This window comes from Streptomyces sp. SCUT-3 (assembly GCF_014083985.1).
GTDB classification, from domain to species: domain Bacteria; phylum Actinomycetota; class Actinomycetes; order Streptomycetales; family Streptomycetaceae; genus Streptomyces_H; species Streptomyces_H thermolineatus.
In genome coordinates this window covers 4,917,774-4,931,439 of sequence record NZ_CP046907.1, presented here as the reverse complement: position 1 = coordinate 4,931,439, position 13,666 = coordinate 4,917,774, and the positions used below count along the sequence as shown (strand labels likewise).

The following is a 13,666-nucleotide window of genomic DNA, read 5'->3' as shown; positions in this document are numbered from 1 at the left end:
CCGGCCGGGGCCTGGGCCGGGGCCTGGAAGTACGGCGGGGGCGGGACGGGAAGACCCCGCCCCGCCCCCGCCGCGCAGGGAGGGCGCCCGGTCAGGCGTCGGCCTGCGCGCCCTTGCGGCGGCGGACCAGGTACAGGGCCGCGCCGCCTGCGACGACCAGGGCGCCCGCACCGGCCGCCACGTAGGGCGTGCCGGAGCTGCTGCCGGTCTCGGCGAGGTTGCCGCCGGGGCCGTCGCCGGTCTGCGGGCCGGGCTCGTTGCCGCCGGAGGAGCCGCCGGAGGTCTTGGAGCCGGTGTCGCCGCCCGAGTCACCACCGGTGGAGCCACCGGTGGTGGTGCCCGCGTCGGAGCCGCCGGTCGAACCGCCGCTGCCTCCGGTGGAGCCCCCGGTCGAACCGCCGTTGCCGCCGGTGGAGCCCGTCGAGCCGCCGCTGCCCCCGGTGGAGCCCGTCGAGCCGCCGCTGCCCCCGGTGGAGCCGCCGGTGCCGCCCGTCGAGCCGCCCGTCGTGCCGCCGGTGGAGCCGCCACCGGTCTTGCAGGAGGCCGTGACGAGGGCGACCTTGCCGGTGACCTCGGCGATGTTGAGCTCGAGCGGGTCGACGTCCACGTTCAGTTCCAGCGCCGAGGCGGCGGCGGTGTCGGTGGTGGTGGAGGTCTTCGACAGCTCCAGCACGACCTTTCCGACGCCCGGCACGTCCACCGTGGTGGGTCCGGCGGTGCTCAGCGAGACCTTCTTGCCCAGGACGACCACGTCGCCGAGGAGGTTGGCGGAGGCCTTCGGCTTCCCGCCCGTTTCACAGGTCGCCGTGGAGGTGGCCTCCTTGATCCTCAGCAGCGGCGTGAGGGGCAGGCCCGGCAGGTGCACCTTGGCGTCGACCAGGTTGGAGTACCCCTCGGACACGCCCTTCTCGGCGGTGGCGCGGGTGGTGGCGACCTTCGCGCTGACCATGGTGAAGGTGCCGCCCCGGTGCATGCCCTGCACCTCGGCCTTCAGCAGGCTGTTGGCGGAGGTCTCGGGCGCGTCGACCCTGTTGAGCGAGACGTCCAGCGGGACCTGGATCCCCTTGTTGAGCAGTTCGACGTCCAGGTCCGCCTGCAGCGTGGACGCGGACGCCTTGCCGGCGGCTCCCTCGGAGCCGGCCGCGTGCGCCGGGGACACGGGCACGAAGACCAGGGCGCCTGCGGTGAGCACGCCGAAAACGTTCTTGTACAACGTAGGAAACCCCCACTGAGGAACACGGATCGCCGGCGCCGCGCACGGGGACCGCGCGGCCGCCGACGACAACGACTCCGCAATATTTACGTACTGACGGTCATCGTTTGACCGCAGAGGGTTTCTTCACTCCAAAGAGTGAGTTTCGCCTTCACGTGCGAATGGGGTGTTTTCGAGAACCGGCGCGCCGCCTTCGCCGTCCGCAGGGACGGGCCCGGTGCATGATCCCCCGTCAGGCACTGGTCCGGTGGTACGGGCGGGTCCGCCCGTACCACCGGACCAAAAACCTGTGCCGCCCGTGCCGCCCGCGGGCGGCACGGGTCCTTACGGCCTCTCAGGGCTGCACGGGCATGGTGGGGATTCCGCTTTCGATGATGCAGTCGTCCCCCGGGGCGAGGGAGTGCTCACGGCTGTCCCCCGGGGCTCCCGGGGTCGGCTCCGCGCCCCGGGACGGGCCGGAGGGCGAGGGGACGGCCGGGCACGGCGTCTCCCGACCGGAACTCTTCCCCGAATCACCCGAGGGAGCGGCCGGACCACCCGGGGCTCCGTCGGCCGCGCAGCCGGCCAACGCGCTCGCGAGGACCAGCACGGCGACGCACAGCCCGGCACGCGTGGGATCCGCCATGAAGCCGCACCGCCTTCCGGACAGTGGAACCGGTCAGTACGCAGAGTACTTGTTGTACGCGTCCCCGACCCAGGTGGCGAAGTAGGGGGACCGCATCTCGGTGGGGCTGGTCGCGCTGTTGACGTTGCTGTTCACGCCGTTGACGTAGCCGCTGTAGTAGACGTTGTCGTCCTTGCCGTAGATCCAGGGGCCGCCGCTGGAACCGCCGGTCATGTTGCAGGCCATCTTGATCTGGTCGGTGACGAACAGGTTCAGCTGGGAAGTGTTGGCCTGGCAGTAGCGCTGTTGCTGACCGTCGAAGCTGCCGGACGCCGGGTAGCCCATGGCTGTCATGAACCGCGATTTACTCTGGTTCCACTGGATTCCCAGGCCGCCGACGGCGTTGACCAGTTCTGTTCCGGACGAGTTCGGAGCCATGATCACGATGCCGACGTCGTAGCCGAAGTTGCCGTTGCCGGTCCATCCGTTGAACGAGACGAGCGTCTCGGCGCTCCAGGTTCCGTAGGGCCGGCTGCCGTAGCTGTAGCCGGGCACGAACTGCCAGTTCGTGGACCAGGACTTGCCGGGGCCGCCGTGGACGCAGTGCCCGGCGGTGAACACCATGTTCTTGTTCGCGCTGTTGACCGCGGAGCCGGAGCAGACGTAGTTGAGACCGTCCGAGCCGGTGAAGAAGACCTTGCCCACGACCTGGGTCGCGGTCACTGCCGCGCCGATCTCCCCACTGCCCTCGGCCGTACCCGTGACGGGCTCGGCCCCCGTGGTCGGAGGGCCGACCGGCTCCTCCGGTGCGGGTGTCCGGGTCTTGGCCGCCGCGCCCCGGGAAAGGCCGTCCGACGCCTTGACGGGTATGGCCGAGGCCATGCGCTCGGGAGTCCAGTACTCCTCGACGCTGTTCACGCCGACGGTCTCGACCGCGTGCGAGACCGAGGCGCCCGGCGACCGCACCTCGGCGGCCTGGGCCGTCGAGGGCGCGAGGACCAGGGCGAGGACCGCACCGACGACGAGCATGCATCTATGACGAGTACCTGACATACGTCACCTCGCAGATTTTTTCATCATGGACACGCCAATCGCTGCCAGGGGCGCAGCACCCGTCAATACACCCGCAAAGAAGCACCGAATCCGGTTTGGCCGGATCTCACAGCGCCGAGGGGGCGACCTGCAGTGGAATCCTGATCCGCGGCATGGTCAAATCGTCTTTCCATGGCCGAAATTGGCATGAATCGACGGATCCCCGATCCTGGGTCGGAAAGGCGCGCCGGTCGGCAACGGCAGCTCCGACCGTGCCCGCCCCCGCCGACCCGGCTACCCGGCTACCCGGCTACCCGGAACAACAGGGTCGGACCGCACAACCAAAGTTGCCGGCCAACGACTTCACGCAGCGGCCGTCGCCGACCGGTGGGAACGGCCGCCGCCGTTCCCACTCGGCACCTGTCGGATCACCCTGCCCCGTGCCCACTTCGGCGGCCCGGACACGGAGCAGTCCCACGGCCGGCCCGACAGGTCTAGCCGACCACCCGCCCGCGCAGCACGATCCGCTGCGGGGCCGCCAGGACCCGCACGTCCTCGCGCGGGTCCTGCTCGTAGACCACCAGGTCGGCCGGGGCTCCCTCGGTGAGCCCGGGCCGCCCCAGCCACTGCCTCGCGCCCCAGGCCGTCGCCGAGAGCGCGTCGAGCGCCGGGATGCCGGCCGCGACCAGTTCGGCCACCTCCTGCGCGACCAGGCCGTGCGCCAGCGACCCGCCGGCGTCGGTGCCCACGTACACCGGGACCCCGGCGTCGTACGCGGCCCGCACCGTGTCGTAGCGGCGCTCGTGCAGGCGCCGCATGTGGTCGGCCCAGCGCGGGAACCTCTCCTGGCCGCCCTCCGCCAGGGACGGGAAGGTGGCGATGTTGACCAGGGTCGGGACGATCGCCACCTGCCGCTCGGCGAACAGCGGGATCGTCTCCTCGGTCAGCCCGGTGGCGTGCTCGATGCAGTCGATCCCGGCCTCGACCAGGTCCCGCAGCGACTCCTCGGCGAAGCAGTGCGCCGTCACCCGCGCGCCCTCCCGGTGCGCCGCGGCGATCGCCTCCACCAGCGCCTCCCGCGGCCAGCAGGCCGCCAGGTCGCCCTGCTCGCGGTCGATCCAGTCGCCGACGAGCTTGACCCAGCCGTCCCCCCGCCGGGCCTCGGCCGCGGTGCAGCGGGCCAGGTCCTCCGGTTCGATCTCGTGCGCGTAGTTGCGGATGTAGCGGCGGGTGCGGGCGATGTGCCGCCCGGCCCGGACGATCCTCGGCAGGTCCTCCCGGTCGTCCACCCAGCGGGTGTCGGAGGGCGAACCGGCGTCGCGCAGCAGCAGCGCGCCCGCGTCGCGGTCGGTCAGCGCCTGCTTCTCCGCGGTCTCCGCGTCCACCGCGCCGTGGGCGTCCAGGCCCACGTGGCAGTGGGCGTCGACCAACCCGGGCAGCGCCCAGCCGCGCACGGTGCGCACGTCCCCCGCGCCGTTCGGCCGCTCGAAGGTCACCCGCCCCCCGACCACCCACAGCCCGTCCCGGACGTCCTCCGGTCCGACCAGCACCGGTCCATCGATGTGCAGCACCACGTCATCGGTCATGCCCCGCATGCTAGGCGTCCCCTCCCGCCGCTCCGAGACGGCCCCGGGGAGCGGCCCCGAGGAGCGGCCTCGGGCGGCCACAGGCGTCCCCCGGGCCGCGGGGTACGCTCGCCGGGGCCGCCGCGTCGGCCCGCACCGTCCGCGCCACCCGCACCGCCCGCACCGTCCGCACCGTCCCGAGGAGAGCCGCCCCCGTGACCCACCCCCTCCTGGACCTCGAACCGCTCACCGCCGAGCGCTTCGCCGCCGTCGAGCGGCAGGTCGCCTCCGTGCTGCGGACCGCCGGCGACGTGATCGTCATGCAGGGCGAGGCGCTGCTGCCGCTCGAGGGCTGCATCCGCGGCGCCGCCCGTCCCGGCTCGACCGCGCTGAACGTGGTCACCGGCCCGTACGGGCAGACCTTCGGCGGCTGGCTGCGCGACTGCGGGGCCGAGGTCGTCGACGTCGAGGTGCCCTACGACACCGGGGTGACCCCCGAGCGGATCGCGCAGGCGCTGGCCGAGCACCCGCGGACCGAGCTGGTCTCCCTGGTCCACGCCGAGGCGGCCACCGGCAACACCAACCCCGTGGCCGCGATCGCCGAGGTGGTCCGCGGGCACGGTGCGCTGCTGATGCTGGACGCGGTCGCCTCCGTGGCGGCCGAGCCGCTGGAGACCGACGCGTGGGGGGTCGACCTGTGCGTCGTCGGCGCGCAGAAGGCCATGGGCGGCCCGGCAGGGGTCTCGGCGGTGTCGGTGAGCGAGCGCGCCTGGGAGCGGATCCGCGCCAACCCGCGGGCCCCGCGCCGCTCCTACCTGTCCCTGCTGGACTGGAAGGAGCGCTGGATCGACGCGGGCCGCACCGTCCTGCCGCACGCCCCGGCGCAGTTGGAGATGCTCGCCCTCGGCGCGTGCGCGGAGCGGATCGAGGAGGAGGGCCTGGAGGCGGTGATCGCCCGGCACCGGGCGGCGGCCGCCGCGACCCGTGCCGGGGTCCTCGCCATGGCGCAGGGCGCGCCGGACGGGCGGGCGCTGAGCCCCTGGGTGGCCGAGGCCCGGTACGCGGCGCCGGTCGCCACCACGCTGCGCGTCCCGGCCGGGGCGGACGCCCGGGAGCTGGTGTCCGCGGCCCTGTCCGCCGCGCCCGGCGGACGGACCGCGCTGCCGCTGGCGGCGGGCGGAGGGGCCCTGGCCGCGGAAATGGTCCGGGTCAACCACTACGGCCGCGACGCCTCCTTCGGGACCGTGGCGCGGGTCCTCGACTCCCTGGCCGCGGCCTCGTCGTCCCTCGGCCTGCCCGCCGACGCCGACGCGGCCGGGGCCGCCGCGGAGGCGGCGTGGACGGCCGCGTCGGCGTAGGCGCAGGCCCGGCCGCCGCCCGCGGCGCGTAGTGGAGGGCGGGGCCGGGGCGCGCGAATGCTTCCCCCTCCCGCCGGGGTCAACTCCCGGGCGGGAGAGCCGTGTTGCCGTCCGCGCCGGTTCGGGGGCCGGAACTTCTCCGGAGCCTCGGGGCGCTGCTACGCTCACCCACTCCGTCCGCCGGGCACCTGGCGCGCCGGTGCGCACCCAGGCAGGAGAGGTCACCCTTGGTCGTGTCCACCGACGATGCCGCCGCTGCCGGGTTCCGCAGCTTCTCCGGGGCCCGCCGCGCGGGACCGGCGCGTCCGGCCCGCCTGCTGCCCGGCGGCGGGGACGGCGCAAGGACCCCGGCCGCCGACACCCCGGTGGCGGCGCAGGACCGGAGGACGCAGGACCGGGCGGCACGGAACCGGACGGCGCAGGACCGGACGGCGGCCGGGATCCCGGTGACGGCTCCCCCGGGCGGGCACCGGCCCCGCCGGACGGCCGCGGGCCAGGCAGGAAGGATCGGTTGATGGGCGGCCACGAGCAGCGTCCGGACTCCGCGGGCGAGCCGCGGGACCTGCACGGGGAACTGCGTCCGGGCGCGGAGGAGCACCGGCCCGGCGGCGAGCGGACGCCGGCGCGGGCGGAGGAGGAGGCGGCGGCCGCGGGCCCGTCCTCCCGCCCCCGGCGCACGCGGCGCACGCGGCGCTTCCGGGGCCCGCTGCTGCCCGCCGGGGTGGTCCTGCCGCCGTGGATGCGCACGGCCGGGGCCGCGAGCGGGATCGTGGGCGTGCTGGGCGTCGGCGGGCTGACGGTGGCGCTGACGGACAACGCGGCCGGGCCTCCGCAAACGGTGGCCGGGACGGCCGGGCCGACGGCGCCCGCGGCGCTCCCGCCGGCCCCGTCCCCCTCCGCACCGCGTCCCTCGCCCTCGTCCTCGTCCTCCGGGCCGGAGCGGACGGACGGCGGCGGCAGCAGCGGGAAGGACGCCGGCGACGCGGCCGGGCGGCCCGCCCGGGAACGCACGACGACACCTCCCGCCTCCTCCTCGCCCGCTCCGAAGACCTCCATCGCCGGGACTTCCCCCGGGCCGCCTCCGGAAACCGGGTCGAGGACGGTTATCTGTGGTCGGACGGTGCGGTGGACCCGCAGAGCAACGACTACTGGGCGCAGAGCGACGTCACGCTCAAGACCCGGGAGCCCATGGACGAGCTGACCGTCACGGTGCGCATAGCGCTGACCGAGGGGGTCGGGCGGCCCGGCTCGTGGACCTCGCTGCCCGGCGGGGACTTCCGCACCTCGGTGCTCGAGGAGGGCGGGGAGCTGGTCTTCCGGTTCGTCCTCGCGGAGGGGGCACGGGTGCCGGAGGGCGAGCACGTGTTCGCGGTGCAGTACGAGCACGCCGCGGGCGAGCGGGACGCCGGGGGCGACTCCTATTCCGCCGAGGGCGGCGGGCCGGCCGGGGACGTGTCCGTTCGCGGTGATTTCCACTAATGAATTCACCGTGAATTCGAGGGCATTCTCCCGTAAATCTTATGCCCAGCATCCGAGGCCCTAAACAGGGAAGATTTTGTGGACGTTACGCAACTGTGACGCACACAACAGGGGGCCCGTTGCACCCGGATATATCCGGGCAAAAAGCCCGTCGGTGAGCCGTTCCGCGCAGCCGCACACGCCCGCGCGATAACACTTCCCCGCTTTTTGCGAAAGGGCTTTCCCCGATGCATTCTCTTTTTTTGCTGGGTAAGTTCATTACGCATGACCGCCGCACAAGCTGAACTCGCACACGATCGCCATGCAGACGGAACGGACACGGAACCGAAGCTGGACCGGCCCCGGGTGGAGGACGGAGCCGCGATCTGGCGGATCGCCCGCGACTCCGGGGCACTGGACCTGAACTCCTCCTACGCCTACCTGCTGTGGTGCCGGGACTTCGCCCGGACCTCCGTCGTGGTGCGCGGGGCGGACGGCGAGCCGGTCGGCTTCACCACCGGCTACATCCGCCCGGAGCGGCCGGACACCCTGGTCGTCTGGCAGGTCGCCGTCGACGACTCGCAGCGCGGCCGGGGCCTGGCCGCCGCGATGCTCGACGCGCTGGCCGAGCGGCTGCGCCCCCACGGCGTGCGGCAGGTGGAGACCACCATCTCCCCCGACAACACCGCCTCCAACCGGCTCTTCACCTCCTTCGGCGAGCGCCACCGCGCCGCCGTGGAGCGCGAGGTGCTGTTCCACGGCGGGCTGTTCCCCGACGAGCACGAGCCCGAGGTGCTGTACCGCATCGGGCCGCTCGCCCGGGACTGACGCCCGGCCCCCGAGACCACCGGCACGGCGGCCGCCTCCCCTGCGGCCCGCCGCCGCACCGCCGCGCGCCCGGCACCCGGACGGCCCACGCCCGGACCGCCGCCGCGCACGCGACGCCCCTCCGTACGACGAATCCGCACGACCCCTCTCACCCAAGGAGTGCACCGGCTGTGACCATCACCCCGCCCGCGACCGCCGTCTTCGAAACCCTCGAGTCCGAGGTGCGCAGCTACTGCCGCAGCTGGCCGGCCGTGTTCGACCGCGCGCAGGGCAGCCGCATGTTCGACGAGGACGGCCACGTCTACCTGGACTTCTTCTCCGGCGCCGGGGCCCTGAACTACGGGCACAACAACCCGGTCCTGAAACGGGCCCTGCTGGACTACCTCGAGCACGACGGCGTCACCCACGGCCTGGACATGTCCACCACGGCCAAGCGCGCGTTCCTGGAGTCCTTCGACGAGGTGATCCTCAAGCCCCGCGACCTCGACTACAAGGTGATGTTCCCCGGCCCCACGGGCACCAACGCCGTCGAGGCCGCGCTCAAGCTCGCCCGCAAGGCCAAGGGGCGCGAGTCGATCGTCTCGTTCACCAACGCCTTCCACGGCATGTCGCTGGGCTCGCTGGCGGTGACCGGCAACGCCTTCAAGCGGGCCGGCGCCGGCATCCCGCTGGTCCACGGCACCCCCATGCCGTTCGACAACTACTTCGACGGCAAGGTCCCGGACTTCCTGTGGTTCGAGCGGCTGCTGGAGGACTCCGGCTCCGGCCTGAACCACCCGGCCGCGGTGATCGTGGAGACCGTCCAGGGCGAGGGCGGCATCAACGTCGCCCGCCCGGAGTGGCTGCGCGCCCTGGCCGACCTGTGCGAGCGCCGCGACATGCTGCTCATCGTCGACGACATCCAGATGGGCTGCGGCCGCACCGGGCCGTTCTTCTCCTTCGAGGAGGCCGGCATCACCCCGGACATCGTCACCCTGTCGAAGTCCATCGGCGGGTACGGCATGCCCATGTCGCTGACCCTGTTCAAGCCGGAGCTGGACCTGTGGGAGCCGGGCGAGCACAACGGCACCTTCCGCGGCAACAACCCCGCCTTCGTCACCGCCACCGCCGCCCTGGACACCTACTGGGCCGACGGGCAGATGGAGAAGCAGACCCTGGCCCGCGGCGAGCAGGTCGAGCAGGCGCTGCGCACCATCGCCGCCGAGCACAGCTCCGAGGTCGTCGAGCACCGCGGCCGCGGCCTGGTCTGGGGCCTGGAGTTCGCCGACAAGGCCCGCGCCGCCAAGGTGAGCGCCCGCGCCTTCGAACTCGGCCTGCTGATCGAGACCTCCGGTCCCGAGAGCGAGGTCGTCAAGCTCCTGCCCGCGCTGACCACCACCCCCGAGGAGCTCGACGAGGGCCTGCGCATCCTGACCCGCGCCGTCCGCGACACCGTCTGACCGGGCACCGTCCGGCCGGGCATTCCTCCCGGCACGGCGGGCAGACGCAACCACAGAGAGCCACAGAAAGGCAGTGCATCAAACGTGATCGTTCGTTCCTTCAAGGACATCGAGGGCACCGACCGCGACGTGACCGCCGAGACCGGCACCTGGCGCAGCAAGCGCATCGTCCTGGCAAAGGAGGGCGTGGGCTTCTCCCTGCACGAGACGGTGATGTACGCGGGCACCGAGACCTCCATGTGGTACGCCAACCACTACGAGGCGGTGCTGTGCGTCGAGGGCGAGGGGGAGCTGACCAACGACGAGACCGGCGAGAAGCACTGGATCTCCCCCGGCACCATGTACCTGCTCGACGGCCACGAGAAGCACACGATGCGGCCCAAGACGGACCTGCGCTTCGTCTGCGTGTTCAACCCCCCGGTCACCGGCCGCGAGGTCCACGACGAGAACGGCGTGTACCCCCTGCTGACCGAGCCCCTTCCCGAGCGGGCCGAGGCCGCTGCGGCGCACGCCGCGGAGGCCGCCTCCGCCTGACTGCGCCCGGGGGCCCCGGCCGGGCCGGCCGGGGCCCCGGCCCCGCAGACTCCCGTCATCAGCAAGAAGGAGAGGACACCCTCATGACCACGGCACCCGAACGCATCGCGGACCTGTATCCCACCCGTGGCACGAGCGAGGTGCTGACCGCCCGACAGGACCCGGTCGTCTGGTCCGCCCCGGGCACCCCCGGCCCCGTCTCCCCGGAGGACCTGGCCGGCTTCGAGCACGACGGCTTCCTCACCGTCGACCGGCTCCTCGCCCCCGACGAGGTCGCCCGCTACAAGGCCGAGCTCGACCGCCTGTGCGCCGACCCCGTCATGCGGGCCGACGAGCGCTCCGTCGTGGAGCCCAAGTCCGAGTCGATCCGCTCGATCTTCGAGATCCACAAGGTCAGCGAGGTCTTCGCCGAGCTGGTCAGCGACCCCCGCGTCCTCGACCGCGCCCGGCAGATCCTCGGCTCCGACGTCTACGTCCACCAGAGCCGCGTCAACGTCAAGCCCGGTTTCGGCGCCAGCGGCTTCTACTGGCACTCCGACTTCGAGACCTGGCACGCCGAGGACGGCCTGCCCCGCATGCGCACCGTCTCGATCTCCATCGCGCTGACCGAGAACCTGCCCACCAACGGCGGGCTGATGATCATGCCGGGCTCCCACAGGACCTTCGTCGGCTGCGCGGGCGAGACCCCCCGGGACAACTACAAGAAGTCCCTGCAGATGCAGGACGCCGGCACCCCCTCCGACGAGGCCCTGACGAGGATGGCCGACGCCCACGGCATCCGCCTGTTCACCGGCCCCGCCGGCTCGGCCACGATGTTCGACTGCAACGCCATGCACGGCTCCGGCGACAACATCACGCCCTACCCGCGCAGCAACGTCTTCATCGTCTTCAACAGCGTCGAGAACGCCGCGGTCGAACCCTTCGCCGCCCCTGTGCGCAGGCCCGAGTTCATCGGCGCCCGCGACTTCACCCCCGTCAGCCGCAAGGCCTGAGGCCGGGCACGGCCCCGGGCCGGGCACGGCCCCGGGCCGGGCACGGACGGCCGGCGCCGTCCGACGGCTCCGGGAACGCCGCGGCCCCGCGGTGACCAGCGGTCACCGCGGGGCCGCGGCGTTCCCGCGTCCGCTACCGTCCGTGCCGGGGATTGCCGGGGATTGCCGGACGGCCGCTCGCGCACGGCGGGGACGCCTCACAGTCCCCCGGTCACCCCGATGGCCTCCTCGCCGTCGGTCCGCAGGAAACCCGTGTCGGGCAGGGAGCCGTCGGCGGCCCTGGGGCCGCGGACCGCGGTGGCGTCGGTGCCGGCGAAGGCCGGGGTGCCGACGCCCTCGTCCCAGTTGTTGCCCTGCGAGAGGACCGCGTCGCCCGTGGTCGCCTTGCCGGCGGTGTTGGCGACCGCGAGGTTCTCCACCAGGCGGGTCGCGGAGGTGGGGAAGTAGTAGCCGCGGGCGCCGTTGGCGTAGGCGGTGGTGCGGGCGAGCAGCAGTCCACCGGTGTTGCCGCTCTCGGTGAACCCGTGCAGGGCGTTGTCCCAGGCGGCCGAGTCGTTGACCACGTGCGCCGCGGACGGGGCCGGGTCGCCGCCCCCGAGCCTGAAGCCGTTGCCCTCGCCCTCGAAGCCGGGGATGCCCCAGCGGTCCTTGCCGTTGCCGAACGCCCAGGTGCGCTCGACCGTCACCGGGTCGGCCCACATCCACAGGTCGACACCGTCGTCGGAGTTGTCGAACACCCGCGCCCCGGTGATCCGGTTGCCCGTGCCCGACCCCGAGGTGAAGGCGATGCCGTCCGCGCGCCGGCCGCCGGTGGCGTCGTCGTGGTTGCCGTAGGAGTCCAGGTTCCGCACCAGGTTGTCGTCGGTGCCGTGGCCGCGCAGGGTGAACCCGTTGCCGCCGTTGTCGTGCACGGCCAGGTCCTCGAAGAGGCCGCCGGTGCAGGAGGTGCACACCACGCCCCGGCCGGGGGCGTTGCGGAACTCGATGCCGGAGACCGTCCAGTAGTCCGCCGACAGCTCCAGCAGCGACGCCCCGTCCGGCAGCGCGGAGCCGTCGACCCTGACGTCCTCCGAACCGTGGGGGACGACGGTGATCCGCTGCTCCGGGCTGCCGTCGACGCTGCTCCTGAGCGTCTCCGACGGGCGGTACGTGCCCCCGCGGACCCGGACGGTGGTGCCGGGCCGGGCCACGGAGAGCGCCTTCTCCAGGGTCCTGAACGGGAAGCCCACGCTGCCGGTGTTGGCGTCGTCCCCGTCGGGGGAGACGACGACCGTGGTCTCGGCCGCACCGGCGTCCCGGGGCGAGGCGGTGAGGTACACGCCCGCGGCGGCCGAGGCCACCACGGCGACCGCGGTGAGCGAGAGCGTACGGGGGCGGCGGTGACGTCCACGTCTGCGCCTGCGCGACACGGTGATTGCCTCTCTCGTGAGCTGCCCGTGGGCCGGGCGGTACTCGGTCCGTTCCCTGTACTTCCGTTCCCTGTTCGCCTGTTGCCGCCGGCCCCCGGAAGGGGCCGGGCCCACGGTCCGCGGAGTCTACCGACGCCGGATAACGTTTCGGCCGCGGTCGCGGAAGATTCCCTCTTTCCGGGAACCGCGCGCCCGCGCCCGCAGCCGGCCGGTACTCGCCGTCAACTCCCCCGGTACGGCAGGAATGTGTTTCCGGTGCCCGCAATGGTGCAAGTCTCGCGTCATGGGACGTCTGCAGACGACAGGGGCCGCCGCGGCGGCGGGGCTGATACTGGTGACCGGCTGCTCGGACGGCGGGAAGGACGGGCCACGGCCGCCGGACTCTTCGGCCTCCGCGCCCTCCACCTCCGCGCCGTCCGCCTCCGGACCGTCCACCTCCGCGCCGGGACACGACGGCGGCAGCGGCGGTGACACGGGCGGCGGCAGCGGCGGTACCGCGCCGGGGCGCGGCAGCAGTCCTCCCCCGGACTCGCCGGAGGGCCGGCTGAACGCCCTCGCCGGGCAGAAGGGCTGGACGGCGGGAGCCGGGTACGCCTCCCCCGCCGCGTACGTGCACCAGGTGTGCGACACGCTCGCGTCCCGGGACGGCGACGAAACCCGCAGCCGGGGCCAGTGGCTGACGGAGGTCCACAGGCCGGACGCCGACCGGAGGGCCCTGTTGCGGGCCGGCGCAAGCGACCTGTGCCCCCGGTGGGCCGACACCGTGGTGAACGCCCTCAACGGCGTCTACGAACGCTGGTACGCCGACGGCGAGTTCGAGATCGGCGAACCGGCCCCGGGCGACTCCTCCCTGATCGTCCCCGGCACCTACCGCACCGGGAACCGGAGCCGGGACTGCCGCTGGGAGCGCAGGGACGCCTCCGGGGCCGTCCTCGACAGCGGGCCGGTCACGGCGAGCGGCCGCACCCCGGACGGGCCCCTCACCGTGACCGTCCGGGCCACCGACGGCTCGTTCTCGACCACTGCCTGCGGCACCTGGAAACCCGTGGACTGACCACCCGCGGCCGACCGGACGGCCCCGGACCGGGCCGGGCAGGGCAGGGCAGATCCGGCCCGAGTAGGACAGGTCCGGCCCGGGGCCGTCGGCCGGGGCGGGCTCCGCCGGAGCGGGTTCCGCGGGCCGGGGCCCGTCCCTGGCCGCGGAGCCGGAGCGGCGCCTCCTACGCTGGTCCCG

At 73.4% G+C, this 13,666-nt stretch carries 11 protein-coding genes; 7 read left to right on the top strand and 4 right to left on the bottom strand.

Annotated elements, in window-relative coordinates; translation table 11 throughout:
* Positions 1-91 precede the first annotated feature (91 nt).
* The 3 genes from GQS52_RS21735 to GQS52_RS21725 form a co-directional block, all read right to left on the bottom strand.
* The gene (locus tag GQS52_RS21735) at positions 92-1,213 is read right to left on the bottom strand and encodes an SCO1860 family LAETG-anchored protein (RefSeq protein ID WP_182315028.1); all 1,122 of its coding nucleotides are present in this window, start codon (positions 1,211-1,213) and stop codon (positions 92-94) included.
* A gap of 658 nt (positions 1,214-1,871) precedes the next feature.
* Positions 1,872-2,846, bottom strand: a complete 975-nt coding sequence (locus GQS52_RS21730) for a hypothetical protein (protein ID WP_182315027.1) — start codon at positions 2,844-2,846, stop codon at positions 1,872-1,874.
* Between the two features lie 497 nt (positions 2,847-3,343).
* Positions 3,344-4,435 (bottom strand): amidohydrolase family protein, encoded by a 1,092-nt coding sequence (locus tag GQS52_RS21725; protein ID WP_182315026.1) that lies wholly within the window; start codon positions 4,433-4,435, stop codon positions 3,344-3,346.
* Positions 4,436-4,629: 194 nt separating this feature from the next.
* Between GQS52_RS21725 and GQS52_RS21720 the strand changes: the two genes are divergently transcribed.
* The 6 genes from GQS52_RS21720 (at position 4,630) to thpD (ending at position 11,023) form a co-directional block, all read left to right on the top strand.
* Positions 4,630-5,772: an aminotransferase class V-fold PLP-dependent enzyme gene (locus GQS52_RS21720; RefSeq protein ID WP_182315025.1), complete on the top strand. Its 1,143-nt coding sequence runs from the start codon at positions 4,630-4,632 to the stop codon at positions 5,770-5,772.
* 1,125 nt (positions 5,773-6,897) lie between these two features.
* On the top strand, positions 6,898-7,251 hold the full coding sequence (locus GQS52_RS21715; RefSeq protein WP_182315024.1) for a hypothetical protein: 354 nt from the start codon (positions 6,898-6,900) through the stop codon (positions 7,249-7,251).
* A 264-nt stretch (positions 7,252-7,515) separates the two neighbouring features.
* Complete coding sequence (gene ectA / locus GQS52_RS21710) at positions 7,516-8,058, top strand: diaminobutyrate acetyltransferase (protein ID WP_182315023.1); 543 nt, start codon at positions 7,516-7,518, stop codon at positions 8,056-8,058.
* Between the two features lie 170 nt (positions 8,059-8,228).
* Positions 8,229-9,497, top strand: a complete 1,269-nt coding sequence (gene ectB / locus GQS52_RS21705; protein ID WP_182315022.1) for a diaminobutyrate--2-oxoglutarate transaminase — start codon at positions 8,229-8,231, stop codon at positions 9,495-9,497.
* A gap of 84 nt (positions 9,498-9,581) precedes the next feature.
* Entirely contained in the window at positions 9,582-10,031 is a 450-nt protein-coding gene (locus GQS52_RS21700; RefSeq protein WP_182315021.1) for an ectoine synthase, read from the top strand.
* 83 nt (positions 10,032-10,114) lie between these two features.
* Complete coding sequence (thpD, locus tag GQS52_RS21695; RefSeq protein ID WP_182315020.1) at positions 10,115-11,023, top strand: ectoine hydroxylase; 909 nt, start codon at positions 10,115-10,117, stop codon at positions 11,021-11,023.
* A 197-nt stretch (positions 11,024-11,220) separates the two neighbouring features.
* On the opposite strand, the gene GQS52_RS21690 is transcribed toward thpD, so the two are convergent.
* Entirely contained in the window at positions 11,221-12,432 is a 1,212-nt protein-coding gene (locus GQS52_RS21690) for a right-handed parallel beta-helix repeat-containing protein (RefSeq protein ID WP_182315019.1), read from the bottom strand.
* 283 nt (positions 12,433-12,715) lie between these two features.
* Between GQS52_RS21690 and GQS52_RS21685 the strand changes: the two genes are divergently transcribed.
* Entirely contained in the window at positions 12,716-13,486 is a 771-nt protein-coding gene (locus GQS52_RS21685) for a hypothetical protein (RefSeq protein WP_182315018.1), read from the top strand.
* The last annotated feature ends 180 nt before the right edge of the window (positions 13,487-13,666 follow it).

Coding starts and splice junctions, on each gene's coding strand:
- GQS52_RS21685 (WP_182315018.1), top strand. CDS start 12,716: ATGGGACGTCTGCAGACGACAGGGGCCGCCGCGGCGGCGGGGCTGATA.
- ectA (WP_182315023.1), top strand. CDS start 7,516: ATGACCGCCGCACAAGCTGAACTCGCACACGATCGCCATGCAGACGGA.
- thpD (WP_182315020.1), top strand. CDS start 10,115: ATGACCACGGCACCCGAACGCATCGCGGACCTGTATCCCACCCGTGGC.
- GQS52_RS21725 (WP_182315026.1), bottom strand. CDS start 4,435: ATGACCGATGACGTGGTGCTGCACATCGATGGACCGGTGCTGGTCGGA.
- GQS52_RS21730 (WP_182315027.1), bottom strand. CDS start 2,846: ATGCTCGTCGTCGGTGCGGTCCTCGCCCTGGTCCTCGCGCCCTCGACG.